This window comes from Pseudomonas sp. BCRC 81390 (assembly GCF_030341915.1).
Classification (GTDB): Bacteria; Pseudomonadota; Gammaproteobacteria; order Pseudomonadales; family Pseudomonadaceae; genus Aquipseudomonas.
In genome coordinates this window covers 115,937-142,345 of record NZ_JATAAG010000004.1, presented here as the reverse complement: position 1 = coordinate 142,345, position 26,409 = coordinate 115,937, and the positions used below count along the sequence as shown (strand labels likewise).

Genomic DNA, 26,409 nt, shown 5'->3' with positions numbered 1-26,409 from the left:
ATAAAGGAATGATCCTATGGCTTCTTCAAGATCGGCCCTCATCATCGGCGCCTCGCGCGGGCTGGGCCTGGGCCTGGTGCAACGCCTGCATGAGGACGGCTGGAACATCACCGCCACCGTGCGCAACCCGCAGCAGCCTGGGGGCCTGGCTGATGTGCCGGGCGTGCGTATCGAACAGTTGGAAATGAACGACACAGCCCAGCTGGATAGCCTCAAGCAGCGCCTGCACGGCCAGGTGTTCGATCTGGTCTTCGTCAATGCCGGCATCATGGGGCCTTTGCCACAAGACCTGGAAGCGGTGCAGAACGAAGACATCGGTGAGCTGTTCATGACCAACGCCGTGGCCCCCATCCGCGTGGCCCGCCGCCTGGTTGGCCAGGTACGCGAAGGTAGCGGTGTGCTGGCCTTCATGAGTTCGATCCTGGGCAGCGTGACCATCCCCGACGGTGGCGAGATTTGCCTGTACAAGGCCAGCAAGGCAGCGCTCAACTCGATGATCAACAGCTTCGTCGTCGAACAGCAACGCCCCGACCTGTGTGTGCTGGCCATGCACCCGGGTTGGGTCAAGACCGACATGGGCGGCGAAAATGCCGAGATCGATGTGCTGACCAGCACCCGCGGCATGCTCGAGCAGATCAAGGCCCAGAGTGGCCACGGCGGCCTGCGCTTCATCAACTACAAGGGCGAACCCCTGGTCTGGTGACTCACCAGGTTGCAATCTGGCCGGGCACATTGCACGGCCAGGCCCTGTAGAATGGCGGCAACCGTACCTGATCGAGATGACCCACTATGTATGACTGGTTGAACGCCCTGCCCAAGGCCGAACTGCACCTGCACCTGGAAGGCTCGCTGGAGCCCGAGTTGCTGTTCGCCCTGGCCGAGCGCAACAAGATCGCCTTGCCGTGGGCCGACGTGGAAGCCTTGCGTGCCGCCTATGCCTTCAACAACCTGCAGGAATTCCTCGACCTGTATTACCAGGGTGCCGACGTGCTGCGTACCGAGCAGGACTTCTACGACCTGACCTGGGCCTACCTGCAACGCTGCAAGGCGCAGAACGTCATCCACACCGAACCGTTCTTCGACCCGCAAACCCACACCGACCGCGGTATCCCCTTCGAAGTGGTGCTCAATGGCATCGACCAGGCGCTCAAGGATGGCCGCAAGCAACTGGGCATCAGCAGTGGCCTGATCCTCAGCTTCCTGCGCCACCTCAGCGAAGACGAAGCCCAGAAAACCCTCGACCAGGCATTGCCGTTCCGTGATGCGTTCATCGCCGTTGGCCTGGACAGCTCGGAAATGGGCCACCCGCCCAGCAAGTTCCAGCGTGTGTTCGACCGCGCTCGCAGCGAAGGCTTCGTCGCCGTCGCCCACGCCGGTGAAGAAGGCCCACCCGAGTACATCTGGGAGGCCCTGGACCTGCTGAAGGTCAAGCGCATCGACCACGGCGTGCGCGCTATCGAGGACGAGCGGCTGATGCAGCGCATCATCGACGAGCAGATCCCGCTCACGGTGTGCCCGCTGTCGAATACCAAGCTCTGTGTGTTCGACCACATGAGCCAGCACAACATCCTCGACATGCTCGAGCGCGGCGTGAAGGTGACGGTCAACTCGGACGACCCGGCCTACTTCGGTGGCTACGTCACCGAAAACTTCCACGCCCTGCACACCCACCTGGGCATGAGCGAAACCCAGGCCCGTCGCCTGGCCCAGAACAGCCTGGATGCGCGGTTGGTGTGAATGAGTGACGGCGTTGCGGTCAACCGACCTGCAACGTCGCCACGCGGGCGATGCGATTGATCTGCTGGATGCCCAGCGCCGAAATATGCAAAGCCCGTGTGTCTTCGGCCTCGCGCATCCAGCCGGATTGAAGGAACAGCCTGAACAACGCCTGCCCCAGCACGCCACCCAGATGCGGCCCTTGGTCGTTGCACTCGGTGCAGTGACAGATTACACAGCCACGTTGCTGGTGAGGCGCCAGCGCATCGATATAGACCCCCACCAGCGCCAACTGCGCCCGCCCTTCATCACTGACCATCAACTGCCGACCACTGCCCTCCAGCCAGCCGGCGACCACCAGGCGGTGATACAGCTCACTGGCCAGCTCCCCGCCCAGGTGATCACCACAGCGGCGCGCCCGGCGTACCGACATTGGCAACGATGTCACCGGTGCCTTGGCCTGCGTCGCCTTGGCACTTTCCAGCTGGACACTGGCCAGCGCCTCCACTGCAGCCCCGACCTGGGGGGTGGCCAAGCGGAAGTAGCGTTTGCGGCCCCGCGCTTCATGCCGGAGCAAGCCGGCAGACGACAACAGGGAAAGATGCGCGCAGGCCGATGAGGAGGTCAGGCCGGTCATCACCGCAAGCTCTTTGGCCAAGCGTGGTGTGCCATCGATCAATGCCCACAACATGGCACTGCGCTTGGGGTCGGCCATCAGGCTGGCGATCTGGCTGATACTGCTGGCTGCGTTCATGTCCCTGTAACTCCCTGCAAGTTCACTGTGTGGATGCGATGGCCAACCCTGGCAGGGAAGCGCCTCTCGCTGGCACTGGCCTGGTTCGCCAGTATAAGCCGCAAAAAACGCCACTCAGGCAGCCCTACCGCGGCGGCACCTTCGTCCGCAAACAACTGGGTAGGTGTACCCATGGTGAATCGAGAACAAACCTGCAAACCCAGCCCAAGCCGCGCGCTGAAGCAGCCAGGTCGCACCCACTGCTGGTCAGGGAGTTCCCACGGTAGAAACACCAGACACAACTTCGGATGTGCCCGACAGCTAGCTTCCACAAATAACGCGAACCAAAGCGAAGGTTCTACACGCTCATGGGCATTGTGCCCCGGGGTGAAAAAGGTGCAGACCAGCCTGCCCGACCGTCAGTCAGGACACTGTTGCAGGGTCATGGCAGGCAGAAGGGGCGGCGCTACACTACAGCGGCTGTTTCCCTGTAGAGGTATGCCGCGATGAAGATTGTCGTCAGCCCGTCGAGCCGGAACCCGGCCTGCCCGTGGCAAGTCCAGCTCGATCAGCACGTGGTCAGTTTCCGCAGCGAGGCCGAAGCGCGTGCCTTCGTCGCCACCCTGGAAACCCGCCTGCAGGCACCTCACCCGCTCATGCGGGGGCCCTGGCCTGCAAGCGCCGGGTCAACAGCGCGACACTGACGACCAGCGCGCCGCACAGGCTGATCACCAACGCCATCGGTATCGCACTGCCGTCATGCAGCAGCCCGACCAGTGCCGCCGCGCCGGCAGCGACACTGAACTGCAGGCAGCCCATCAACGCCGAGGCACTGCCAGCCCGCGCGCCCTGCCCGCTCATGGCGCAGGCCGAAGCGTTGGGGATGATGCAGCCGAGGCTGGCGATGCAGATGAACAATGGCACCAGCAGTGGCCACAACTGCGCCGGATGCAGCGCCGCCACGCCCAGCAGCACCAGGCCAGCCGCCAGGTACAGCCAGACCGCCCGCGCCAGCAGGAATGCCGGCCCACGTCTGGCCAGCAAACGGGCATTCACCTGCGCCACGAGGATGAAACCGGCAGCGTTGGTGCCGAACAACCAGCCGTAATGCTCGGCCGGTACGCCGTAGAGCTTGATGAACACGAAAGGTGAACCGGCAATGTAGGCAAACATGCCGGCAATCGCTATCCCACCGGTCAGGGCATGACCGAGGAACACCCGGTCAGCGAACAGCCGCAGGTATTGGCGCACGGCGCCAGACAGTGGCTGGCGCGGCATATCCTCGGGCAAGCTTTCCGGCAGGCCCAGGCCGACTGCCAGCAGGCAGCCGGCACTGAACAGGCTCAGCGCGAGGAAGATCGATTGCCAGCCAGCCACGTTCACCAGCACACCGCCCAGCATGGGCGCCAGGATCGGCGCCAGGCCCATTACCAGCATCAGTTGCGAAAATACCTTGGCCGAGGCCACCGGGTCGCACTTGTCACTGACGATGGCCCGCGACAATACCATGCCGGCGCAACCGCCCAGTGCCTGGACAAAGCGCGCCAGCACCAGGGTGTCGAGGTTGGGCGCATAGGCACAGGCCAGTGACGCCAGGGTGAACAGGGACACGCCGAACATCAGCGGTTTGCGCCGGCCAAAGCGGTCAGCCACCGGACCATAGGCCAGTTGCCCGATGGACAAGCCAAGGAAATAGGCGGCCAAGGTGGTCTGGACGTGTTTTTCATCGGTAGCGAACGCTTGCGCCATGGCCGGGAAGGCGGGCAGGTAGAAGTCGATCGCCAAGGGCCCGAACGCACTGAGTGCACCCAGGATGAGCACTATTCGCAGGTTCATCAGGAATCCATAGCAGGCTAAGCAAGTAATTGATTCTACCTGCTATGCACCCCGTCAGTACGAAAACATTTGCAACAATCTGGCCTGTTCGATACGGCTGCGCCGGAGGGACGCCAGCATTGGCCCGGTCATGCCACCTCGGCTTGATAGCCTTCTTCCCGAATGGCGCTGAGGATCTGCTCCTGCGCCAGCTCACTCTGCACCCGTACCTGCCTGGCCGCCAGGTCGACTTCCACCTTGGCCGCCGCATCCTGCTCTTGCACGGCCCGGGTTACGGCCTTCACACAGTGGCCACAGGTCATGCCTTGTACATTGAACACTTGCATGGGGTTACCTCCTTCAGTTTTGGCCAGTCTCAAGCTTGCCACCGGGGCAAGGTCAAGTCCTGGCGACAACTGCCGGGGTGGAAATCCGCGCGCGCGTCGGCCAAGCTGCGCCTTTGATGATCAGGCAAGCAGGAGATTCTTCATGTTCAGGGCAGTATTGGGCGTCGTCGGGCTGTTGAGCACGCTGGCTGCGGTGCCACCGGCCAGCGCCGAGGGCAACGCGGACTACAGCGTACTGATCATTTCCCGCGAGCGCCTGGAAGTGGCCACCAGCTGCGAAATCGGCATCTATCTCAACGACCAGCTCTCCGGGCGCGTATTTCAGGAGCAGTCCACCTCGTTCAACCTGCCAGCAGGCCCGGTGGACGTGCGCCTGCGCGTACTGCCCGGGCAAATGCCGGGCTGCGCGCCGGGTATCGAGGACCAACGCAGCACACGATTGAACCTGCAGGCGGGCCAGATCAACAAATACCGCATCGCCATGGGGCAACATGGGCTGGAGTTGCAACGAGCCGGCCTGGGCTATTGACCTTACCCGCGTGGCAAGGTTGATGCTGGCGGCATGCCCAAGGAGGAGAGCCCATGTCCGCATCTACCACTTACGACCTGCCGATCGCCGGCATGACCTGCGCCAGCTGTGCCGGCCGGGTCGAGCGCGCCCTGCGCAAGGTCACCGGCGCCGAGCAGGTCAGTGTCAACCTCGCCACCGAACAGGCGCGGGTCCAGGCCCCGGCCAACAGCCTGCCGGCCTTGGTCAATGCCGTACGTGACGCCGGCTACAGCGTGCCCACCCGCACCATCGAGCTGCAGATCGGCGGCATGACCTGCGCCAGTTGCGTCGGGCGGGTGGAGCGTGCCCTCGCCAGGCTGCCAGGCGTGGAACAGGTCAGTGTCAACCTGGCCAGCGAACGGGCACACCTTGCAGTGCTCCCGACCGTCGACGACAACCTGCTGATCGACGCGGTGCAAAAGGCCGGCTACAGCGCCAGCCTGCCGCACACGGCCAGGGACGACCAGGCTGCTGCCGAGCGGCGCCTGCGCAACGAACGCCTGGCCGTCGCTGCGGCCCTGTTGCTGGCCTTGCCGCTGGTGCTGCCCATGCTGCTGCAACCTTTCGGTGTGCACTGGATGCTACCCGCCTGGGTGCAGTTCGTGCTGGCCACGCCTGTGCAGTTCGTGCTCGGCGCTCGCTTCTACGTGGCGGCCTGGAAGGCCGTGCGTGCCGGCGCCGGCAACATGGACCTGCTGGTGGCGCTGGGTACCAGCGCCGGCTACGGCCTGAGCCTGTACCAATGGGCGCAGGCTTCGGCGGGCATGGTGCCGCACCTGTATTTCGAAGCCTCGGCCGTGGTGATTGCCCTGGTACTGCTGGGCAAGTACCTGGAAAGCCGTGCCAAGCGGCAGACCGCCAGCGCCATTCGCGCCCTTGAGGCCCTGCGCCCGGAACGAGCCGTGCGCGTAGTCGATGGCAGGGAAGAAGACGTAGCCATCGCCCAGCTACGCCTCGGCGACCTGGTGCTGGTCAAGCCTGGCGAGCGCTTCCCGGTCGATGGCAGGGTCGAGGACGGCAGCAGCTATGCCGATGAAGCCTTGATCAGTGGCGAAAGCCTGCCGGTGCCCAAGCAGCCTGGCGACAGTGTCACCGGCGGCGCTATCAATGGCGAAGGCCGGCTGCTGGTACGTACCCAGGCACTCGGCACCGAGACCGTGCTGGCACGCATCATCCGCCTGGTGGAAGACGCCCAGGCCGCCAAGGCCCCGATCCAGAAGCTGGTCGACCGGGTCAGCCAGGTGTTCGTCCCGGCCGTGCTGGTGCTGGCACTGATCACCTTGGTCGGCTGGTGGCTGGCCGGTGCGCCACTGGAAACCGCATTGATCAATGCCGTTGCCGTGCTGGTCATCGCCTGCCCCTGCGCCCTCGGCCTGGCCACCCCTGCCGCGATCATGGCCGGCACCGGGGTCGCCGCCCGCCACGGCATCCTGATCAAGGATGCTGAAGCCCTGGAACGTGCGCATGCAGTCAACCGCGTGGTGTTCGACAAGACCGGCACCCTCACCTCCGGCAGCCCCCGGGTAGTGCACAGCCAGGCGCAGGTAGGCAGCAGCGCCGACCTGCACCGCCTGGCTGGCGCCCTGCAGCGCGGCAGCGAACACCCGCTGGCCAAGGCGGTGCTGGCTGCCTGTGCCGAACAAGGGCTGGACGTACCCAGCGTCAGCGACAGCCAGGCGCTGGCCGGGCGTGGCATCGCTGGGCGCGTGGAAGGCCGCGAGCTGGCCCTGGGCAACCGCCGCCTGCTCGACGAAAACGCCCTGCTAGCCGGAGACCTCGCTACCCAGGCCCAGGCCTGGGAGGCCGAAGGGCGCACCTTGTCGTGGTTGATCGAACGCGGCACGCAACCCCGTGTGCTGGGCCTGTTCGCATTTGGGGACAGCCTCAAGCCCGGCGCCGCGCAGGCGATCGAGGCCCTGCATGCACGCGCTATCAGTAGCCACCTGCTGACCGGTGACAACCGCGGCAGCGCCAAGGTGGTCGCCGACGCGCTGGGCATCGACGATGTGCATGCCGAAGTGCTGCCGGCCGACAAGGCGGCAACCGTGGCCGCATTGAAGCGCGATGGCGTGGTCGCCATGGTCGGCGACGGCATCAACGATGCGCCGGCGCTGGCCGCCGCCGATATCGGCATTGCCATGGGCGGCGGCACCGACGTGGCCATGCAGGCCGCCGGCATCACCCTGATGCGCGGTGACCCGCGCCTGGTGCCAGCTGCGTTGGAGATCAGCCGCAAGACCTACGCGAAGATCCGCCAGAACCTGTTCTGGGCGTTCATCTACAACCTCATCGGCATCCCGCTGGCCGCGCTGGGTTACCTCAACCCGGTACTGGCGGGCGCCGCCATGGCCCTGTCCAGCGTCAGCGTGGTGAGCAACGCGTTGTGGCTCAAGGCCTGGAAACCCAGCCGTGATACCCAGGAGGCTTCATGAACATCGGTCAGGCCGCCCGTCGCAGCGGGCTCAGTACCAAGATGATCCGCTACTACGAGTCCATCGGCCTGCTCAAGCCCGCCACGCGCAGCGACAGCGGCTACCGTCTGTACCAGGCGGAAGACCTGCACAGCCTGGCATTCATCAAGCGCTCCCGCGACCTGGGTTTTTCGCTTGAGGAAGTTGGCAAGCTGCTGACCTTGTGGCAGGACCGCCAACGTGCCAGCGCCGATGTGAAGGCGCTGGCCCTGCAACACATCGATGAGCTGAACCGGCGTATCGAGGAGCTGGTGAGCCTGCGTGACACCCTTGCCGAGCTGGTTTCGCACTGCCAGGGCGATGACCGCCCGGATTGCCCGATCCTCAAGGACCTGGCAAATGGTGCTGCAGGCAGCTGTTGTCACTGATTATCGGCGCGTTTTTGGTATGCCATATACGTCAGAGAAGACCGAATAGTCACCAGTCGCGACGAAGTCCCATAAATACGGGCATTTTTCCTACATTAAACCCGGACGCTGCCGATGCAGTTATTACCTGCTTCGAGTAGCAACAATAAAAAACCGGGGGCGTCGATGAGCATCAAACAGAAACTGACCTGGGCATTCGCGGTCATTGCCGGCTTGCCCATCGTCCTGGTGGCCACGTTGGTGGTCCTCAACCTGCGTGGCGAGGCACGCGACGGGTTCCTCGACGGCAGCAGCCGGGAAATCCGCCAGGTCGGCAACGCGATGAACATCTTCTTCCAGGGGATCAACCAGAACGTCGAGTACATGGCATCGCAGCCGCTGGTCGCCGCCACCGGCAGCGAACTGAACAAGTACATGAGCGCAACGCCGTCCTACGAACTGGGCGACCAGGCCAGCAAAGTGCTGGAGTTCATGACCCGCCTGGCCACCTCGCACCCCGCCTATGCCTACTTGTCCTACGGGGTGAATGACGGTGGCTACGTCGGCTGGCCAGCCGGGCAGAAGTTCGTCAATTATGACCCCCGTACCCGTCCCTGGTACCAGCTGGCCATGGCCAACCCTGGCAAGACCCTGCGCACCGAAGCCTACTACTGGGCACCCGACGACGCCGTGCTGGTCAGCACCGTGCGCACCGTGGCCAACCAGCTGGGCAACCCCGGCGGCGTGGTCAACATCGACGTTTCGCTCAAAGGCCTGACCGAGATCGTGCAGCAGATCAAGCTGGGCGACAGCGGCTACGTGCTGCTGGTGGAAAACAACGGCAACGTGCTGGTCGACCCGCGTGACGCCAAGCACAACTTCAAGCAGCTGGCGAGTTTTGGCGACGGCTATGCCGAGTTGGCCAAGCATGGCAAGGGGCTGGCCGAAGTGGAGCTGGGTGGCGTGCGCTACATGGCCAACATCTACCCGGATGAACAGCTGGGCTGGACCTTGATCGGCCTGATCGAGCAAAGCGAAGTGATGCAGACCACCACCCGCCTGACCTGGCTGATCGGTATCGTGGCCGTGGTGCTGGCGGCACTGTTCGCCGTGGTCGGTGCAACCTTCGCCAAGCTGATCGTACGGCCGATCAACAGCGTCACCAGCGGCCTGGAAGACATCGCCCAGGGCGAAGGCGACCTGACCCGCAACCTGGAAATTCGCGGCCGCGACGAAACCGCACAGCTGGCCAACTGGTTCAACCAGTTCCTCGGTGCCATTCGCAGCCTCATCCAGCATATCGGGGCAGCAGCCGGCAAGATTCTCAGCACCTCGACCAGCTCCACCCGCGTGTCCAGCGACATGGCCGAAGCGGCGGGCCGCCAGCGCGAAGCCGTGGACATGGTCTCTACCGCTTTCCACGAAATGGTCGCCACTGCCAACGAAGTGGCACGTTCCTGCAGCCAGGCGGCGCAATCGGCCGACAGTGGCCAGCAGCAGGCCCGTGAAGGCCAGCAGCAGATCGACGCAGCGGTGCACAGCGTCGACCGCCTGAGCCAGGAGATCGAGCAATCGGCGCAGTCGATCCAGCAACTGGAGCGCGACAGCAATGCCATCCAGTCGATCCTGGGCACCATCCGCTCGATTGCCGAGCAGACCAACCTGCTGGCCCTCAACGCCGCCATCGAAGCGGCCCGCGCCGGTGAGCAGGGCCGTGGCTTCGCCGTGGTCGCCGACGAAGTGCGGGCGCTGGCCAAGCGCACCGCCGACTCCACCGCCGAGATCGACGGCCTGCTCGGCAACCTGGCCAGCCGCACCGCCGAAGTGGCTGCGCAGATGCACGCCAGCCTGGAAGTGTCGCAGCAATCGGTCAGCCGCATCGGCATGGCCCGTGACAGTTTCGGGCAGATTCGCGAATCGGTGGACGTGATCCGTGACATGAACACCCAGATCGCCACGGCGGCCGAGGAGCAGCATCAGGTCGCCGAGGACATCAACCGGCACATCAGCCAGATTCACGGGGACGCGCAGCTGGTCGCCGAACTGGCCCAGGCGGCACGGGTGGATTCAGAGAGCCTGGCCGGGCTGTCCAACGAACTGGATGCGCTGGTGCGCAGGTTCCGTACCTGACGCGTTGCCGGTACTGGCTGCTTCGCGGGATCAGCCGCGAGGCAGCCAGTACCGGCGACCACGATCAGAGTTTCAACTCACCCGGCGTCGCACCGAACAGCTGCTTGAACGCCGCGATGTAGGCTGAAGTGGAATCATAGCCACAGCCCAACGCCGCCTCGGTGACATTCTCCCCCGCCTCCAGCAACGCCAGCGATGACAACAGCCGCATGCGCTGGCGCCAGTTACGAAAGCTCAAGCCCGTTTCCCGCTGAAACAGCCGCATCAGGGTCTTTTCCGAACAGCCCAGCTGGCGCGCCCATTGCTGCAAGGTCTGCGGCTGTTCCGGGGCAGCGATCAAGCCGTTGCACAATGCCAGCAACCCCGGATGGCGCGGTAACGGCAGCGAGAAGCCGACCTCGGGCAGCGTGCGCAACTGGTCGAGCAGCACCGCCACCAGCCGCGCTTCGGCGCTGTCGCCTTCCGGGTAATCTGCCGGGAACAGGCAGAACTGCTTGATCAGTTCGCGCGCCAACGGTGTCACCTCCAGCACCCGGCATCGCTCCGGCGCCCACGCGCAGGCGTCACGGCGCACGTACAGGCTGCGCATTTCGGCCTGCACCGAGGTGACCACTTCATGTTCGGCATCGGCGGGTATCCACACCCCCCACTGCGGCGGGGCGAAGTAGCTGCCTTCTTGGGTATAGACGCCTAGTACACCACTGATGGCGTAGGAAAATTGCACCCAGTCGTGTTGGTGGCGAGTGGTCCAGGAGCCGGCGCCAAGGCTTTCGGCACGGGCATACAACGGCCTGGGCAGGCGGTCCAGCGCCGGGAGGGCACGGGGTTGTCCGATGGTCGGCATGGCGATTTCTTGTAGTTCCGAGCAGACAAGCCTAACAGCTCGTTCACCGCTCGACGATGACCGTCACCCCCTGCCCGCCCGCGGCACAGATCGAAATCAGCCCTCGCCCCTGGCCCGCCTGCGCCAGCAACTTGGCCAGGTTGGCCAGTATCCGCCCCCCGGTCGCGGCGAACGGGTGCCCGGCCGCCAACGAACTGCCCTTGACGTTGAGTTTGCTGCGGTCGATTGCCCCGAGCGGCGCATCCAGCCCCAAGCGCTGGCGGCAATAATCGGCATTCTCCCAGGCTTTCAGCGTACACAGCACCTGGGCTGCAAAGGCTTCGTGGATTTCGTAATAGTCAAAGTCCTGCAAGCTCAACCCGTTACGCGCCAGCAGGCGCGGTACCGCATACACCGGCGCCATCAGCAGCCCCTCGCGGCCGGTGACGAAATCCACCGCAGCCGTTTCGCCATCGACCAGATACGCCAGCACCGACAGCCCTTGCTGCGCCGCCCACTCCTCAGTGCCCAACAGCACCAGCGAAGCACCGTCGGTGAGCGGTGTGGCGTTACCGGCCGTCAGCGTGCCCTGACCGCTGCGGTCGAAGGCCGGCTTGAGCCTGGCCAGTTGTTCAAGGCTCAGGTCGGGGCGCAGGTTGTTGTCGCGGGTCAACGCCAGGAACGGGGTCAGCAGGTCATCCTGCCAGCCTTCGGCGTAGGCAGCAGCCAGCCGCTGGTGGCTGTGCAACGCCAGCTGGTCCTGCGCGGCACGGTCGATGTGCCAGGCCTGGGCCATGCGTTCGCAGTGCTCGCCCATCGACAAGCCGGTACGCGGCTCGCCATTGCGCGGCAACTCGGGTTTCAGATGGCGGGGGCGCAGCTTGAGCAGCGGCTTGAGCCGTTCGCCCAGGCTTTTGCCACGGTTGGCCTGCAGCAGGATGTGGCGCAAGCCTTCGTTGACCGCAATCGGTGCATCGGAGGTGGTATCCACGCCACCGGCAATGCCGCAGTCGATCTGCCCCAGGGCAATCTTGTTGGCCACCAGCAGCGCCGCCTCCAGCCCGGTGCCACAGGCTTGCTGAATGTCATAGGCCGGGGTTTGCGGTGACAGGCGCGAACCCAGCACGCATTCACGGGTCAGGTTCATGTCGCGCGAGTGCTTGAGCACCGTACCGGCGACCACTTCGCCCATGCGCAACCCATGCAGGCGGTAGCGTTCGATCAGCCCCTCGAGCGTGGCAGTCAGCATTGCCTGGTTGCTGGCCGTGGCGTAGGCACCATTGGAGCGGGCGAAGGGAATTCGGTTGCCGCCCAGGATCGCGACCCGGCGAGGTGAACGCATGCGCTGGTTCCTCCTGAAACAATTTGATCCGTACAGCCTAGGTGTTTTTACCGCATTCGAACGACCTTGGCACAAACTTGGTCCACACTTTCAAGCTTGCCTTCCGGGAGACCACTCATGAGCGATCGCTACCTCGGCTTTGCCAATTCCAACCTTGGCCGCCGTCTTGTGGATGCCCTTGGCCTGCCGCACCCGGCTCCGCTGGAGCGCTGGCCGGCCGGCCGCCTGCGCCCGGTGGAGGGTGCCCTGGTGCTGGGTGGCGGGCCCCTGGCAAGCCAGGTCGAAACCCTCGCTCCGCGCCTGACCGACAAGCTTTACAGCTTCAATACCGACAACCTCCAGGCCGAGCCGTGGGTGGCCGGCCTGGGGCCGAAAATCAAGGCGCTGGTGTTCGATGCCACGCACTTGTCCGACAGCGACGCATTGAAGCAGTTGCGCGAATTTTTTCAGCCGCTGCTGCGCAGCCTGGCGCCGTGCGCCCACGTGGTGCTACTGGGGCGCGCCCCGGAAAGCCTTAACGACCCGCTGGCCAGCATTGCGCAACGGGCCCTGGAAGGCTTCAGCCGCTCGCTGGCCAAGGAACTGCGCAATGGCGCGACCGCACAGCTGCTGTATGTCGCCCCCGGTGCGGACCACCAGCTGGAAGGGGCACTGCGTTTCTTCCTCTCGCCAAAAAGCGCCTTCATTTCCGGCCAGGTGCTGCGCCTGGAAGCCTGTGCCAGCCAGGTCGAGGACTGGACCCGGCCGCTGGCGGGCCGCCGTGCGCTGGTGACCGGTGCCGCACGTGGCATTGGCGCGGCCATTGCCGAAACCTTGGCGCGGGACGGCGCCGACGTGCTGTTGCTGGATGTACCGCAGGCCCGCCAGGACCTCGACGCCCTGGCCGCGCGCCTGGGTGGCAAGGCGCTGGCGCTGGATATCTGCGCAGGCGACGCGGCAAGCCGCTTGCTTGCAGCCCTGCCGGACGGCATCGACATCGTGGTGCACAATGCCGGCATCACCCGCGACAAGACCTTGGCCAACATGACCCCGGAATACTGGGATGCGGTGCTGGCGGTGAACCTCAAGGCGCCGCAGGTACTGACCCAGGCGCTGCATGACCACGGCGCCCTCGGTGAAAACGCGCGCATCACCCTGCTGGCCTCGGTCAGCGGCATCGCCGGTAACCGCGGGCAGGCCAACTATGCCGCCAGCAAGGCCGGGTTGATCGGCTTGGCCCAGGCCTGGGCGCCGCGCCTTGCCGAGCGTGGCGGCAGTATCAATGCGTTGGCCCCCGGTTTCATCGAAACGCACATGACCGCCGCCATGCCCATGGGCCTGCGCGAAGCCGGACGACGCTTGAGTTCGCTGGGCCAGGGTGGTCGCCCACAGGACGTCGCCGAGGCCATCGCCTGGCTCAGCCAGCCCGGCTCCGGGGCCATCAACGGCCAGGTGCTGCGCGTTTGCGGCCAGGCCTTGATGGGGGCCTGAACATGAGCCGACACTGGCACGACCTGCACAGCCCGGCTTCGCGCGCCAGCCTGTACCTGCGCGCCGCCAGCAAGCGCAAGATCAGCGGTGACCGCCTGCCGGGCGATGGCCTGCGCTGCCTTATCGGCGTTCAACCGGGCAACCTGGCGGCCTATCGCCGGCTGTGCCATTTCGCCGACGATGGCCGGCTGCCGGCGACCTACCCTCACGTGATGGCGTTCACCTTGCAGCTGCAACTGATGACCGGCGACGACTTCCCTTTCCCGCTGCTGGGCCTGGTGCACCTGCATAACCGCATCGAAGTGCTGCGCCCGCTCGGCGCTGTCGAAGCGCTGCGCTTTGCGGTGTATACGGAAAACCTGCAACCCCACGCCAAGGGCGCCACCTTCGACCTGGTCAGCGAAGCCGAAGACGGCATCGGCCTGCTCTGGCGCGAGAATAGCCGCATGCTGGTGCGTGGGCTCAAGCTCGAAAGCGAGGCAAATCAACCTGTCGAGGACGAACCGACTGCGCTGCCGGAAGCGACCCGCTGGTACGCCGACAGTGATATTGGCCGGCGTTATGCCAAGGTCTGCGGGGATTACAACCCGATCCACCTCAGCGCTGTCAGTGCCCGGCTGTTCGGCTTTCCCACCGCCATTGCCCATGGCATGTGGAGCAAGGCCATGGCCCTGGCAGCGTTGGGTAGCCACCTGCCGCAAAGTGGCTACGCCTTCGAGGTGGGGTTCCACAAGCCAGTGCGGCTGCCGTCGGAGGTGGTGCTCAGTGCCAGTGAAGCGGGAGCGAAGGGGGCGCTGCGGCTGGATGGCCAGGGCGGCGTGCTGCATATGCTCGGGCGCTGGGATTCGCTTTAGGGTTTCCTCGCCGGCAAGCCGGGAATCCTGCGGGCGCTGGCCCTTCGGCGATTGGGCCGCAAAGCGGCCCCTTGCTTTGCATCGGGCCTGCGCTGAAGCTATGCAGCATTAGGAGACCCCGATGAACCTGCAAGAACTCACCCAACGCCTGCACCACATCCGCGACAAAAACGACTGGCGCGGCTTCCATAGCCCGAAGAACCTGGCCATGGCCGCCAGCGTCGAAATGGCCGAGCTGGTAGAAATCTTCCAGTGGCTGAGCGAAGACCAATCGCGCCAGCTGCCCGCCGACCAGCTGGCACATGCCGGCCAGGAAATCGGTGATGTAGTGCTCTACCTGTTGCTGTTGTGCAGCGAGCTTGGCCTGGACATGGACCAGGTGGTGCGGGCCAAGCTGGCCGACAGCGAGAGGCGCTTCGCCCGATGAACGACCGTCACTTCGATGAGCTGGCAACCCGCTTTGCCGAGAAGATCTATGGCGGCGCCAAGGGCGCGATCCGCCTGGCCGTGCTCCAGGCCGACCTGGCCGAGGCCTTGCCCGACCGCCCCCTGCGCATCCTCGACATTGGCGCCGGGTTGGGCCACATGGCCTTGTGGCTGGCACAGCGCGGCCACCAGCTGACCCTGGCCGAACCCGCCGCGCCAATGCTCGATGGCGCCCGGGCACGCTTTGCCGAAGCAGGCCAGGCGGCCACCTTCATCCAGGCCCCTTGGCAAGACCTGCTTGGCCAGCTCACCGAACCCTACGACCTGGTGCTATGCCACGCCGTGCTCGAATGGCTGGCCGAACCGGAGAGCATCCTGCCTGTGCTGCATCAGCTCACCGCCCCTTCCGGGTGGCTGTCGCTGGCTTTCTACAACCGGGACGCACTGGTCTATCGCAACCTGCTCAAGGGCCATTTCCGCAAGTTGCGCAGCAACCGGCTGGAAGGCGAAAAGCAGAGCCTCACGCCACAAAAACCACTTGATCCGCGCCAACTCAGGGCGCAACTTGAGCCTATGTGGCAGGTTGAAAGCGAAAGTGGCGTGCGCGTGTTCCATGACTACATGCCCAAGGAATTTCAAGGCAAGGCCGAGTTGCTCGACCTGCTGGAAATGGAACTGGCCTACCGTCGCCACCCCAGCTTCGCCGGGCTTGGCCGCTACCTGCACTGGGTTTGCCGCCCGCGCTGACTGCCCCGCCGGAGGACTACATGCCGTACCGTCTGTTGTGCCTGGCGCTGCTGCCGCTTGCCCTGGCTGGCTGCCAGGGTAGCAACCCGTACGTGGCCAGCAGCCGCCCATTACCCCCCGCCCCTGCCCAGGCGGCCACCACCTTCGATGCCAGTGCCTACCCGGCACCTACGCGAGACTATGGGCATTACCGCAGTTGGAGCTGGCGCAACGGCCAGTTGCCCAGTAGCTCGGCGGATACCGACCCGGCGCAACTGGCCGATGCCGTCAGCGGCGCGCTCGACCAGCATGGCCTGCGCCCCGCCCGGGGTGGCCCCGGCGACTTGCTGGTGAGTGCTGACATACGCTTGGAAAAACGCTTGCGCCAGGTGCGGGACTACGATGCCTACGACCCTTACTACGGCCCGTACCCCTACGGCGGTGTCGGCTATGGCGGTTACCGCAATGGTTATGGTGCATATGCCAGCGTGCCCATCGTACGAACCTACGAAGTACAGGTGATGGTGGTACGCATCGACTTGTACGACGCCCGCAACGGCCAGCCGGTATGGAGCGCCAGCGCCGAAAGCGGCAGCGACAAGGACTCGCCGCGAGAACGCGAAAGTGCCTTGCGCAACTCAGTGTACAAGGCGCTCAGCGGCTATCCTCCCAGTTAATGCCTAACGGAGAACCATCATGTTGCGCCGTCTCGTTCTACTGTCATTCGCGTTGCTGCTGGCCGCCTGCTCCAGCAATAACGTCCAGCAGGATTTCGACGCCAGCCGCGATTTTGCCGCCTACCGCAGCTGGGCCTGGCAGGAACCGGGCCTGCAGTATCGCCCCGACGATCCACGCATCAAGAGCGACCTGACCGAACAGCGCATTCGCCAGGCGGTCGCCGACCAGCTGGACCAGCGCGGCCTGCGCCCGGTTCGAGGTGGCGCGCGGCCCGACCTGAGCGTGCGCGCCTACCTGATCGTCGAACAGCGCCAGCAACAGATCACCACCAACTACGGCGGTGGCTGGGGCGGCTACTGGGGTGGCTATTGGGGCGGGCCGATGTACAACGAAACCCGTAGCGTCGACTACAAGGTCGCCACTATCCAGATCGACCTGTTCGACGGGCGTGACGGCAAGCTGGTGTGGCGCGGCAGTGCCGAGCAGATCATGAACAACTACCCGCCAAGCCCGGAGGAACGCAACAGCGCCATCCAAAGCACGGTGGCCAAGGTGCTGGGCAACTATCCACCCGGCAGCAGGAAGTGATGCATGGCCGGAACGGGCAAGCCGACTCCTGCAGGTCTATCTTCACTTGAGGAAACCTGACTGATCGGGTAGTTGTGTTCAACATTGTGAAAGGCGACCTGCCAATGCAAAGCATTGTTCTCCTGCTGTGGCTTGCCTTGTGCTCCGAACAGGATGTGCGTCAACGCCAGATCTCCAACCTGCTGACCCTGGGCGTGGCAACCTGCGCCCTGGTCTGGCTGTTCGCCACTGGCCGCAGCTGGATCGGCGCCGAAGCCAGCGATGCCGGCTGGGCCCTGGCCATCGTCATGTTGCTGACCCTGCCCGGCTACATGCTCGGCCGTTTCGGCGCCGATGACGTCAAGCTGATGGGTGCCTTGGCCCTGGCCACCAGCCCGCACTACGTGCTCGGCACCTTCATCGGCGCCGGCGTCAGTGTGCTGGTGTGGTTGCTCACCCGTCGACGCCTGTGGACCTTGCTCAACCCCAAGGTGAAAAAGCGTCTGCAGGCCCTGACCGAGGAGATGGGCGACAAGCAGGCGTTCGTCCCCTATGTGCTCAGCGGTTTTCTTCTGACTGCTGTATGGATCCAATGAGCAATCTATCGGTCTGATACCTGTACAGAAGTTGTACAAATTCGTTCCTGACGTCTATTTTTACCTTGCCGCAGCGTCTGGCCCGGAGCAGGACCGTACAAGAACAGGGAGTCGATTGTGTCCAGAGCATTCAGCGAAGTGAAAATATTGGTGGTCGATGACCAACCCGTGATCGTCGAGCAACTGTGTGAATTTCTCGAAACCCAGGGTTATCACTGCCTGCCAGCACATTGCGCTGATGAAGCCATCGAACGCTATCAGGCCGACGCGGCCATAGGCCTGGTCATCTGTGACCTGCACATGCCCGGGCGAGACGGTGTCGACCTCGTCCGTGCCTTGAAGGCTTTGGGCGAGCAACGTATTTTCGAAGCCATCATGCTCACCGGCCGTGCCGAAAAGCAGGACGTCATCCGTGCGCTGCGCGAAGGTTTTGCCGACTACTACCAGAAGCCCATGGACTTCGATGAATTGCTCGAAGGGGTGCGCCGGCAGGAAGAGATCGTGCTTGAGCGCCAACGCAACTTCCGCAACCTGGGCGGGTTGAACCAACGCCTGCAGGAGCTGGCCGACTCGGTGGACGAGCTGTACCGGGACCTGGAAAAGGCCCGAGGCCAGGGTGTGCACCGGCGCGCCAACGACGTCGAAGAAAGCGAAAGCGAGCTGCCAGCGGCGTTCGAGAAGCTGTCACCGCGCCAGCTGGAAGTGGCGCGGCTAGTGAGCACCGGCAAGACCAATTACCAGATCGCCTGCGAGCTGGGCATTACCGAAAATACCGTGAAACTGTATGTGTCACAGGTGCTGCGCCTGACCCACATGCACAACCGCACGCAGCTGGCGCTGGCGCTCACGCCCAGTACATCACCGATACACCAGCGCTTCACCGCCCATTGAGGCCAGCGCTACTCGCTGACCTGGAACGCCACCCGCGCCGTCTCGCCGCTTTCATCCAGCGCGCTGATCTCGGCCTGGCCGACCTGCTGGAAGCGAACCAGCAAGCTGTCCTGGCCCTGGGTTTCGCCCAATGGCTGGCCGTTGAGGAACCACCAGCGCCGGCCGCCGCCACCCAGCGCCGACACATGCAGCTGCAACGGCTCGCTGCTGGTTGCCGGACGACGCAGGTTGTCGCCCGGGCGCACGCCCACGATCGACAGCGGCGGCGCACTGGCCGGCACCTGCGGCGGGCAGGCCGGGTCGATGGCCGGCAGGCGCGCCGCACGCCGCTCGACACGAGGCAACCAAGGCTCCAGGGGGGCCGGCCACAAAGCGATGTCGCGGGCCTTGGCGCCCGGGCAGCTAGCATCGACGCGTAGCCCTTGGTCGTTGACCCACACGCTTTCACGAAGGCCCAGGCCGAGCGGCTGGTCGGCCGCCTGCAGGGTCGGCGGCGTAGTGCCGTCCAATGTCCAGGCGAAACGCTGACGCCGGCAATTCGGGTCCTGCTTGTGCAACGGCTGGCCCAGCGGCCAACAGATCGCCGCCACACCGACATTCGCCGGAACCCGCTCGACCGGTACACTGATACCGCGCTGGCTGTCGCGGTTGCTCAGCAAGTCGTGCACCTGCAGCATCAGCGGTGCCGCCGAGGCCAGGCCGAACTGACCGGGTACTGGCGTACCGTCGGGGCGGCCGATCCACACTCCGATCAGGTAGCGTGGCCCCACGCCGATCGACCAGGCATCGCGAAAGCCGTAACTGGTGCCGGTCTTCCAGGCCAGTTGCGGGCGTTGCACCAGCTCGGCATGCGGGTCACGGTCGGGGCGCGCCTGCCCGCTGAGGATCCGCCGGATGATCCAGGCCGCCCCGGGGGACAGCAGGCGCCGTTCCAGCAACGGGTCCTGCGGTTGCAGGCGCACCCGCGCACTGTTGCCACCCCGTGCCAACGCGGCATAGCCACCCACCAGGTCTTCCAGGCGGCTGCCCGCACCGCCGAGGATCAACGACAGGTTGGGCTCGGCCAAGGGCGGCAAGGTCAGCGGCATGCCCGCCATGCGCAACTGCGCGGCAAAGCGTTTCGGGCCGTAGGCTTCGAGCAACTGCACGGCCGGCAGGTTGAGCGAAAGCGCCAATGCCGAACTGGCCGACACCGGCCCGCTGAAGCCCATGGAGAAGTTGCCGGGGCGGTAGTCGCCATAGCGCCGCGGCACATCCTGCAGCAGCGACTCGGAATGGATCAGGCCGTCATCCAGCGCCATGCCGTAGAGAAATGGCTTGAGCGTGGAGCCTGGCGAGCGCAGCGAACGCACCATGTCGACGTGCCCGAAACGGCGCTCGTCGGCGAGGTCGATCGAGCCCAGGTAGGCGCGCACCGCCATGGTCTGCGCCTCGACCACCAGGATGGCCGCGGAGGTCCGCTCCGGCAGCCGTGCGCGCCAACCCAGCAGCAGGTCTTCGAGGCGCCGCTGCAACGCGGCGTCGAGCGTCGTGCGGATCAGCGGCGGGCTGTCGGCGCTGTTCAATCGCCGCGCCAACAGCGGCGCCAGGGCCGGTTCCTGGCGTGGCGCCAGCACCAGCGGCTCTTCGGTTGCCTCGCGGATTTGCCGCTGCGGCCATACCTGGTATTCGGCCAGGCGTTGCAGCACCTTGTCACGGGCGCGCTGGGCGCGTTCGGGGTGGCGGTCCGGGCGCAGGCGGCTGGGTGCCTGCGGCAGCACGGCCAGCAGCGCCGCTTCGGCCGGGGTCAGGTGCATGGGTGACTTGCCCAGGTAGGCCCAGCTGGCCGCGGCAACGCCCTGCAGGGTGCCACCGAAGGGCGCGCGGTCGAGGTAGATCTGCAGGATCTCGCGTTTCGACAGATGCCACTCCAGCTGCGCGGTACGCCACAACTGGCGCAGCTTGCCGGCCAGGGTGCGGTCATGCGGGTCAAGCAGGCGTGCCACCTGCATCGACAGTGTGCTGCCGCCCGACACCACCCGCCCGCCACGCAAGTTGAGCCAGGCGGCGCGGGCCAGGGCCAGCGGGTTGACCCCCGGGTGGCTATAGAACCAGCGGTCCTCGTAGGTCAGCAGCGCCTGCAGGTACAACGGCGAAACTTCGTCGGGGCTGACCGGGTAACGCCACACGCCGTCGGCATCGGCGAAGCGCCACAACGGCGTGCCATCCTCGGCCAGCACCACCCGGGCCAGGTCATCGCCTGGCATGGGCAGTGGCCACAGGCGGTCGGCCAGCCACAACAGGCCGAGCACCATCAGCATGCCAGGCACGGCAATGCGCAACAGCCTGCGCGCACGGCTACTCGGCCGCGTTAAGCTTGGCATCGGGAACCGACCTGGCCAGGTGATGGCCAAAGGCTGGGAAACGGTAACCTCGCCGATTCGTTCATCAGGAAGCAACTATGCATGTAGAAGGTTTTTTCGAGTGGCTGGGCCAGGCACTGGGCTCGTTGATCCGCTTCATCGTCGACATATTCAGCGGCTTGTTCAACCTGCTGGCCAATGCCGGTGGCAATTTCATCGATGGCCTGGCGCGCACCTTGGGCATGGACACCTCGTTGCTCAGCATTCTCGCCCTGATCATCGGGCTGATGCTGCTGTACTCGGCCATCCGTGCGTTCATGCGTGCCTCGATCATCCTCGGGATCATCTGGCTGATGCTGGGGTTGTGGGTGATGAGCTGGGTGATTCACTGATTGATGCAGCGATCGTGTAGGAGCGGCCTTGCGTCGCGATCGGGCGCGCAACGGCCGCACAACCTGGCGACGCGGTCTATCTGCCGTTCCGCGTACACAGGCAATGGGGCCGCGTTGCGGCCCTTTCGCGGCACAAGGCCGCTCCTACAGCAGAGCGCATCGCCCTAGCGGGCTCTGACGGTCATTTCCCCTTGCCCATCGCCCACGGCCTGCAGGTTAGGCCGGTACATCGACTCGACCTGCGGCGGTGGTACGCGGTAGGTACCCGGGGTTACCGCCCGCGCCAGGTACAGCAGGTGGGTGGTGCCGTAGCCATCGAGCTTGAGCGCGGCGACGTAACGGTCATCACGATACTCCTGGTGCACCAGGCTGGCGTTCTGCATGGAATCGCGCCATTCCTTCACCGCGCTGCTGGCGTTATCCAGGCTCGCGGCACTCTGGGCCAGGTTCTGGTTTTCCAGCTCCAGGCCAGCCGGCAACAAATCCACTACCAGCGCATCCGGTACCGGGTTGTCGGCCTTGAGCGCCAGGTGCACCAGCACCAGGTCGCCGCTGCGCAGGCTGTGCAGGTCCAGCGGCTGGCCATTCATGCCCAGGTACTCACGGCGGATCTGCATGCCGTTGCCACCCGCTGGCTGTGCCTGGCGCGGGTAACCCGACAGGGTCAGTTGCTGGTACAGCGTCTCGCTGCCCTGGTTCTGCACAGTCAGCGGCGAGGCCAGCAGCGGGCCCTCCAGCTTCATGCCGGACTCGGCATTATTGAACTCACGCACCTCACCCGCGCTGTCCAGGCGTGCCTGCCACTGGCCTTCCGGCTTGCCCAGCAGGCCACGGCCCGCCAGGAACAGCGCATTGCGCTCCTGGGTAGACAACCAGCGGTTGGCTGCCAGCTCGTCCGACAAGGCGAACAGGCGCTGGTCGACCTTGCTGCTGGCCATGTCGTTCTCCTGCAGCAGTGCCAGGATCAGCGCCTGGTCACGCAGCGGGCTGCCGTAATCGGCCATCCAGCCCTTGCTGCGGCTGATGGCCAGGCCAGCCTGCAAGGCTTGGTTGGCACGTGGCTTGTCGCCCATCTTCTCCAGTGCCACCGCCAGCTGTACCAGGGGCAGGCCGGAGCGGGCGTCGGCGCGGCGCTCGAACAGGCCACGCAGGGCGCCCAACGGTGCCTGCTGGCTGCGCGCCAACACCAATGCGGCGTAGGCCTGCACGGCAAAGCGGGTGTGCTCGGCGTCGTCACTGTAGTCGACTTCGATCAGGTTGCGCTCCTGCACATAACGCAGCAGGCGCTCGCTGGCCTTCTTCAAAGCTTCGGCCGGCACACCGTAGCCCTGGTCACGGGCACGCAGCAGGAAGTCGGTGACATAGGCGGTCAGCCAGTACTCTTCTTCGCTGTCCGAGCTCCACAAGCCGAAGCTGCCGTTATAGCGCTGCATGCCCAGCAGGTGCTCGATACCCATCTCGATCTTGCGCTTGCGCACATCTGCCGGTTCGCCCTTGATGCCCAGGCGCTTGAGGCTCTCGGCGTCCGCGTACAGCGATGGGTACAGGCCACTGGTGGTCTGCTCCAGGCACCCGTAGGGGTAGGCTTCGAGAGCACGGATCTGTTCGCCCAGGTTCAGCGGTGGCCGGCTCGACAAGGCCAGGGTGGCTTCCAGGCCGGCAGGCTCGAAGGCGGCCAGGTCTGCTTCAGGCAGGCTCCACGGCTGGTCTTTCAAGGCCACACGGTAATGCTTGAGCATCGCCGGGTAGGCCGGGCGCACGCCCAGCGTCCACTCACGCTCGAACGCGCCGGTCGGCTCGTTCGGCAGTTGCAGGCCAGTGACCCGCACATGCACCTTGCCCTGGCCCAGGCCACCCTGGGCCTGTACCGGGATCATCAGCGTCGAGCGCTGGCCTTCGGCCAGGGTGACGTTCTGTTGGGCACTGGCCGCCAGGCTCAGCTGGCCTTCGGTAGTGATTTCAACGTTCAGTTGCTGGGCGCGGCCGGACAGGTTGGCCAGGTCCAGCGCCAGGCTGGTGCGGTCGCCACCGGCGAGGAAGCGCGGCGCCGACAGCTCGGCAATCAGTGGCGCGGCGACCACCGTCTTGCCTTCGGCCATGCCGAAGTGTTCATCGGTCCAGGCCTGGGCCATCAGCCGCAGCTCGCCGTTGAAATCGGGGATATCGACCGTGGCCTGGCCCTCGCCCTTTTCATCCAGGGTCACCGGCAGGCTCTGCTGGGCAACGATGGTCACGGTGGTATTAGGGCGCTTGCCACCCTTGGCCATTGCCGCGTCACCGCCGAATGCCAGGCTGGCCAGACGGCCCTGGCCGGCTTCGATCAGCTGGCCATAGATATCCAGCTGGTCGGCGCCATAGGCCTTGCGCCCGAACAGGCTGGTGAACGGGTCAGGGGTCTTGAAGTCGGTGATGTTGAGGATGCCTACGTCCACCGCCGACAACAGCACATGCACCTGCTTGGGGATACTGCCATCGGCATTGGCGGCCTTGACCTTGACCGTCAGCGGCTGTTTCGGGCGCATCTTTTCCGGTGCCTGCAAGCTCACCGCCAGCTTGCGCTCGGCACGGTCCAGCGGCAGGTGCAGCACGCCTACCGCGCGTTTCGGCGTGGCATTGGCCTTGCGCTCACCAGGGCGGATAACCAGTGCGCTGATGTACAGGTCATGGCGCGCCCACTTCTCGTCCAACTCCACGTCGAAGGTCTTGCCTTCGGCGGGCACGTCGATCTCCTGCCACCACAGCGGGCCGTCGCTGGACTCGATCATCAGGTAGCCACTGCCGGCGGCCGGCGGGGTAACGGTGACCTTGGCGGTGGCGCCGTCGGCATAGGAGGGTTTGTCCAGTGCCAGTTTGACCTGGTCCGGGCGCACTGCGCCGCCTTCGGCGTTGTCCTGGGCACGGTAGCCAGCCCAGAAGCGCTCGCTGGACACCAGGCCGGTCTGCGGGTCTTCCACCTCGACGCGGTACGGGCCCCATTCAACCGGGAAGCTCAGCTTGGCGGTGGAGCCGGCCTTGACGCTGATGGTCTCCTCGCTCTGGGTGAGGAACTTCTCGTTGTAGGCGTAGCTCCAGCCATCGCTCTGCGAGTAGTTCCAGTAATAGTCGCGGCGCTCGCGGATCAAGCGCACCTTGAGGTCTTCGGCGGCCAGCTTGTTGCCGTCGCGGTCGGCCACCAGGAACTCGAATTCCACCGGCGCGTCGCTGTCGGTTTCCTCACCGTCGAACAGGCCACGCAGGCCTGGCAGGCGCTCGGCCGGCCAGATGGGTTGTTCCAGGCGCCGGGTAATCGGCCGACCACCCGACTCCTGCAGGCTGGCCTGTACGGTCAGTTGCAGCGGCGAGCGGGCTTCAGCCCAACGGCTTTCGATTTCGACCACGGCCTTGCCAGCTTGGTCGAGGGTCACTTCGTCCAGCTCCAGGTCCTGGTTCAGCTCGGTTTCGGTGACCGAACCGAACTGGTAGCCGGGCAACGCAGGTACCGCCTCGCGCAGCGGGCGAACATAGGCCTGGCCGCTCAGCCGATTACCGGCTGCCGGGGCGCCGTAGAGGTAACGGCCATTGACCCGGATGCGCGCATTCTCGTCAGGCGACAGCGGTGTGCTGCTGCCCTTGAGTTCCAGCGCCAGGCGCTCGGGCAGGAAGTCTTCGACGAGGAATTCATACACCTGCTTGCGCCCGCCGCCGAGGTCCAGCAACAACTGCCAGCGGCCGGTCGGGGCCTCGGTAGCCAGTTGCAACTGGTACTGGTAAAGGCCATTGCTGTCGGCCTCCCAGACGAACTTGCGGCTGACCTGCTCATCCGGTCGGCGCACTTCCACGCTCACCGGCTGGGCTTTGACCGGCTTGCCGTCCTGGTCGCGCAGCAGGCCATTGAGCAGCACGGTTTCGCCCGGGCGGTACAGGTCGCGCGGGCCGAAGATGAAGAACTGCAGCGGGTTGGCCTGGGGCCCGGTGATATCGAACTCGGCCAGGTCCAGCGCCGCAGTATTCAGGCGCAACAGGGTGGTGTGCACGCCCTGGGTGGCGATCAGGGTATCGGCCTTGGGCGTGATCGGCAGCTGGGCGTGGCCATCGCCATCGGTGCTGGCCTGGGCCAGCAGCTTGCCCTTGTCGTCATGGATTTCCAGGTTGACGCCGCTCATCGCCTTGCCGCCTTCCAGGGCCTGGGCGAACACATCGAGGCGGTCGTGGTAACGGTGCGCGGATACGCCGATGTCGCTGAGGGTGAACAACGTCGCCGGTTGCGAGTAGTCGTAGGTCCCCGAGGCACGCATCACCGCCAGGTACACACCGGGCTCCTGCAGCGGCTTGATGCCGGCGATCGGCAACAGCACGGTCTCGCGGGTGTTACGCGCGGGGTTGAGGTCGAAGCGGCCGCTGTACACCAGCTCGGCCATGTCCAGGGTTTCCTTGGACTGGTAGTAGTACAGGCTGCTGTTGCGCCCCCAGTTGGCGAGGAAGGTCGAGAGCATTTCCGGTTTGACCCGGAAGAACTCGACATCGACCTTGTCGACATTCAGGGCGATCACCGGCAGGCCCTCGGCCAGGCGGGTCGGCAGCAGCGAACCGCGGCTGGCGAAGCCGATGGTCGGCTGCATGTCGCGGGTTTCCAGACGGGTGATCGACTCCTCTTCCAGTTGCTTGCCGTTGACGGCCAGCAGGCCTTTGTCGACGGTCAGCACCAGCTTGCGCTGCGGCTCGAGGTGACGCAGGCGCAGCTCCATCTGGTTATCGGAGAGTTCCCAGGCGCCGTCGAGCTTGCCTTTGACGGTATCGACCAGGTGCACCTTGGTGGCCAAGTCCTGCTTGGCATCCAGCGGCGCGGAGAAACTGATCGACAAGGTGGCAGCGCCATCGAGCTGCACTTCGGAAACATCCAGCACCGTGAGCTCGCGGCCCTCGTAGCGCTTGGCGAGCAGGGCCGGGTCTTCGCGCTGGGCTGCCGGGGCAGCGGCGGGTGCGCTGGCCGCTGGTTTTTCGGCCGGTGCAGGTTTGTCCGGTGTCGAAGAGTCACAAGCACTGAGCAAGGCCAGCGCACAGGCCAGCAACAATCCTTTGTTGAACATGGAGTAGAAACTCTTTGGCAGGGTGTACGTGAGGGCAGCAACTATAGCGCAAACACAAGCGCAATACCCGGTGTCGCGCGTGAGGTGTGACCCGGGTCGCGCAGATGACTGGCGCGACCATTACACT

23 protein-coding genes and 1 pseudogene are annotated in these 26,409 nt (G+C 65.1%); 17 read left to right on the top strand and 7 right to left on the bottom strand.

Features of this window, described 5'->3' with window-relative positions:
• Nucleotides 1-16: 16 nt before the first annotated feature.
• Both QSV36_RS02375 and QSV36_RS02370 read left to right on the top strand, forming a co-directional pair.
• Nucleotides 17-703 carry an SDR family oxidoreductase gene (locus QSV36_RS02375; protein WP_289129470.1) on the top strand — a complete coding sequence of 229 codons (687 nt, stop codon included), beginning with the start codon at nucleotides 17-19 and terminating at the stop codon, nucleotides 701-703.
• A gap of 86 nt (nucleotides 704-789) precedes the next feature.
• Nucleotides 790-1,737 (top strand): adenosine deaminase, encoded by a 948-nt coding sequence (locus QSV36_RS02370; RefSeq protein ID WP_289129467.1) that lies wholly within the window; start codon nucleotides 790-792, stop codon nucleotides 1,735-1,737.
• Between the two features lie 19 nt (nucleotides 1,738-1,756).
• Here the strand turns inward: QSV36_RS02370 and QSV36_RS02365 are convergent, their stop codons facing one another.
• Complete coding sequence (locus tag QSV36_RS02365; RefSeq protein ID WP_289129465.1) at nucleotides 1,757-2,470, bottom strand: ArsR/SmtB family transcription factor; 714 nt, start codon at nucleotides 2,468-2,470, stop codon at nucleotides 1,757-1,759.
• A 485-nt stretch (nucleotides 2,471-2,955) separates the two neighbouring features.
• Between QSV36_RS02365 and QSV36_RS02360 the strand changes: the two genes are divergently transcribed.
• Nucleotides 2,956-3,153, top strand: a complete 198-nt coding sequence (locus tag QSV36_RS02360; RefSeq protein ID WP_289129463.1) for a hypothetical protein — start codon at nucleotides 2,956-2,958, stop codon at nucleotides 3,151-3,153.
• On the opposite strand, the gene QSV36_RS02355 is transcribed toward QSV36_RS02360, so the two are convergent.
• Both QSV36_RS02355 and QSV36_RS02350 read right to left on the bottom strand, forming a co-directional pair.
• A complete protein-coding gene (locus QSV36_RS02355) occupies nucleotides 3,104-4,285 on the bottom strand; it encodes a multidrug effflux MFS transporter (RefSeq protein ID WP_289129460.1) in 1,182 nt (393 codons plus the stop codon). The two genes, QSV36_RS02360 and QSV36_RS02355, sit on opposite strands and share 50 nt — an antisense overlap.
• Nucleotides 4,286-4,413: 128 nt before the next feature.
• Nucleotides 4,414-4,611 carry a heavy-metal-associated domain-containing protein gene (locus tag QSV36_RS02350; protein ID WP_289129457.1) on the bottom strand — a complete coding sequence of 66 codons (198 nt, stop codon included), beginning with the start codon at nucleotides 4,609-4,611 and terminating at the stop codon, nucleotides 4,414-4,416.
• A 142-nt stretch (nucleotides 4,612-4,753) separates the two neighbouring features.
• Here QSV36_RS02350 and QSV36_RS02345 point away from each other — a divergent pair, with 142 nt between their 5' ends.
• The 5 genes and pseudogenes from QSV36_RS02345 to QSV36_RS25980 all read left to right on the top strand — a co-directional run bounded on the left by QSV36_RS02345 (nucleotide 4,754) and on the right by QSV36_RS25980 (nucleotide 10,109).
• The gene (locus QSV36_RS02345) at nucleotides 4,754-5,140 is read left to right on the top strand and encodes a hypothetical protein (protein ID WP_225780266.1); all 387 of its coding nucleotides are present in this window, start codon (nucleotides 4,754-4,756) and stop codon (nucleotides 5,138-5,140) included.
• A gap of 53 nt (nucleotides 5,141-5,193) precedes the next feature.
• On the top strand, nucleotides 5,194-7,593 hold the full coding sequence (locus QSV36_RS02340; RefSeq protein ID WP_289129455.1) for a heavy metal translocating P-type ATPase: 2,400 nt from the start codon (nucleotides 5,194-5,196) through the stop codon (nucleotides 7,591-7,593).
• On the top strand, nucleotides 7,590-8,000 hold the full coding sequence (gene cueR, locus QSV36_RS02335) for a Cu(I)-responsive transcriptional regulator (protein WP_225780264.1): 411 nt from the start codon (nucleotides 7,590-7,592) through the stop codon (nucleotides 7,998-8,000). The genes QSV36_RS02340 and cueR overlap by 4 nt, the downstream gene beginning before the upstream one ends.
• Before the next feature lie 114 nt (nucleotides 8,001-8,114).
• Nucleotides 8,115-9,251: pseudogene (locus tag QSV36_RS25985) on the top strand (HAMP domain-containing protein); the annotation flags it as partial.
• 90 nt (nucleotides 9,252-9,341) lie between these two features.
• Complete coding sequence (locus QSV36_RS25980; RefSeq protein WP_372241560.1) at nucleotides 9,342-10,109, top strand: methyl-accepting chemotaxis protein; 768 nt, start codon at nucleotides 9,342-9,344, stop codon at nucleotides 10,107-10,109.
• 64 nt (nucleotides 10,110-10,173) lie between these two features.
• On the opposite strand, the gene QSV36_RS02325 is transcribed toward QSV36_RS25980, so the two are convergent.
• Both QSV36_RS02325 and QSV36_RS02320 read right to left on the bottom strand, forming a co-directional pair.
• Nucleotides 10,174-10,953 (bottom strand): AraC family transcriptional regulator, encoded by a 780-nt coding sequence (locus tag QSV36_RS02325; RefSeq protein ID WP_289129449.1) that lies wholly within the window; start codon nucleotides 10,951-10,953, stop codon nucleotides 10,174-10,176.
• A 43-nt stretch (nucleotides 10,954-10,996) separates the two neighbouring features.
• A complete protein-coding gene (locus QSV36_RS02320; RefSeq protein ID WP_289129447.1) occupies nucleotides 10,997-12,274 on the bottom strand; it encodes an acetyl-CoA C-acetyltransferase in 1,278 nt (425 codons plus the stop codon).
• A gap of 117 nt (nucleotides 12,275-12,391) precedes the next feature.
• Between QSV36_RS02320 and QSV36_RS02315 the strand changes: the two genes are divergently transcribed.
• The 8 genes from QSV36_RS02315 to QSV36_RS02280 all read left to right on the top strand — a co-directional run bounded on the left by QSV36_RS02315 (nucleotide 12,392) and on the right by QSV36_RS02280 (nucleotide 18,482).
• Nucleotides 12,392-13,744: a 3-oxoacyl-ACP reductase gene (locus tag QSV36_RS02315; protein WP_289129445.1), complete on the top strand. Its 1,353-nt coding sequence runs from the start codon at nucleotides 12,392-12,394 to the stop codon at nucleotides 13,742-13,744.
• 2 nt (nucleotides 13,745-13,746) lie between these two features.
• Complete coding sequence (locus tag QSV36_RS02310; RefSeq protein ID WP_289129443.1) at nucleotides 13,747-14,598, top strand: MaoC family dehydratase; 852 nt, start codon at nucleotides 13,747-13,749, stop codon at nucleotides 14,596-14,598.
• A 121-nt stretch (nucleotides 14,599-14,719) separates the two neighbouring features.
• Nucleotides 14,720-15,025 carry a MazG-like family protein gene (locus QSV36_RS02305; protein WP_289129440.1) on the top strand — a complete coding sequence of 102 codons (306 nt, stop codon included), beginning with the start codon at nucleotides 14,720-14,722 and terminating at the stop codon, nucleotides 15,023-15,025.
• On the top strand, nucleotides 15,022-15,771 hold the full coding sequence (locus QSV36_RS02300) for a methyltransferase domain-containing protein (RefSeq protein WP_289129437.1): 750 nt from the start codon (nucleotides 15,022-15,024) through the stop codon (nucleotides 15,769-15,771). The genes QSV36_RS02305 and QSV36_RS02300 overlap by 4 nt, the downstream gene beginning before the upstream one ends.
• A 20-nt stretch (nucleotides 15,772-15,791) precedes the next feature.
• A complete protein-coding gene (locus QSV36_RS02295) occupies nucleotides 15,792-16,427 on the top strand; it encodes a DUF4136 domain-containing protein (RefSeq protein WP_289129433.1) in 636 nt (211 codons plus the stop codon).
• A gap of 19 nt (nucleotides 16,428-16,446) precedes the next feature.
• Nucleotides 16,447-17,016: a DUF4136 domain-containing protein gene (locus QSV36_RS02290; RefSeq protein WP_289129430.1), complete on the top strand. Its 570-nt coding sequence runs from the start codon at nucleotides 16,447-16,449 to the stop codon at nucleotides 17,014-17,016.
• A 104-nt stretch (nucleotides 17,017-17,120) separates the two neighbouring features.
• On the top strand, nucleotides 17,121-17,591 hold the full coding sequence (locus QSV36_RS02285; RefSeq protein ID WP_225780254.1) for an A24 family peptidase: 471 nt from the start codon (nucleotides 17,121-17,123) through the stop codon (nucleotides 17,589-17,591).
• Between the two features lie 117 nt (nucleotides 17,592-17,708).
• Entirely contained in the window at nucleotides 17,709-18,482 is a 774-nt protein-coding gene (locus QSV36_RS02280; protein WP_289129427.1) for a response regulator transcription factor, read from the top strand.
• Nucleotides 18,483-18,490: 8 nt separating this feature from the next.
• Here the strand turns inward: QSV36_RS02280 and pbpC are convergent, their stop codons facing one another.
• Entirely contained in the window at nucleotides 18,491-20,845 is a 2,355-nt protein-coding gene (pbpC, locus tag QSV36_RS02275; protein ID WP_289129425.1) for a peptidoglycan glycosyltransferase PbpC, read from the bottom strand.
• 77 nt (nucleotides 20,846-20,922) lie between these two features.
• Between pbpC and QSV36_RS02270 the strand changes: the two genes are divergently transcribed.
• Complete coding sequence (locus tag QSV36_RS02270) at nucleotides 20,923-21,216, top strand: hypothetical protein (RefSeq protein WP_170028107.1); 294 nt, start codon at nucleotides 20,923-20,925, stop codon at nucleotides 21,214-21,216.
• Between the two features lie 164 nt (nucleotides 21,217-21,380).
• Here QSV36_RS02270 and QSV36_RS02265 read toward each other — a convergent pair whose 3' ends face one another.
• Complete coding sequence (locus QSV36_RS02265) at nucleotides 21,381-26,282, bottom strand: alpha-2-macroglobulin family protein (protein WP_289129422.1); 4,902 nt, start codon at nucleotides 26,280-26,282, stop codon at nucleotides 21,381-21,383.
• Between the last annotated feature and the right edge of the window lie 127 nt (nucleotides 26,283-26,409).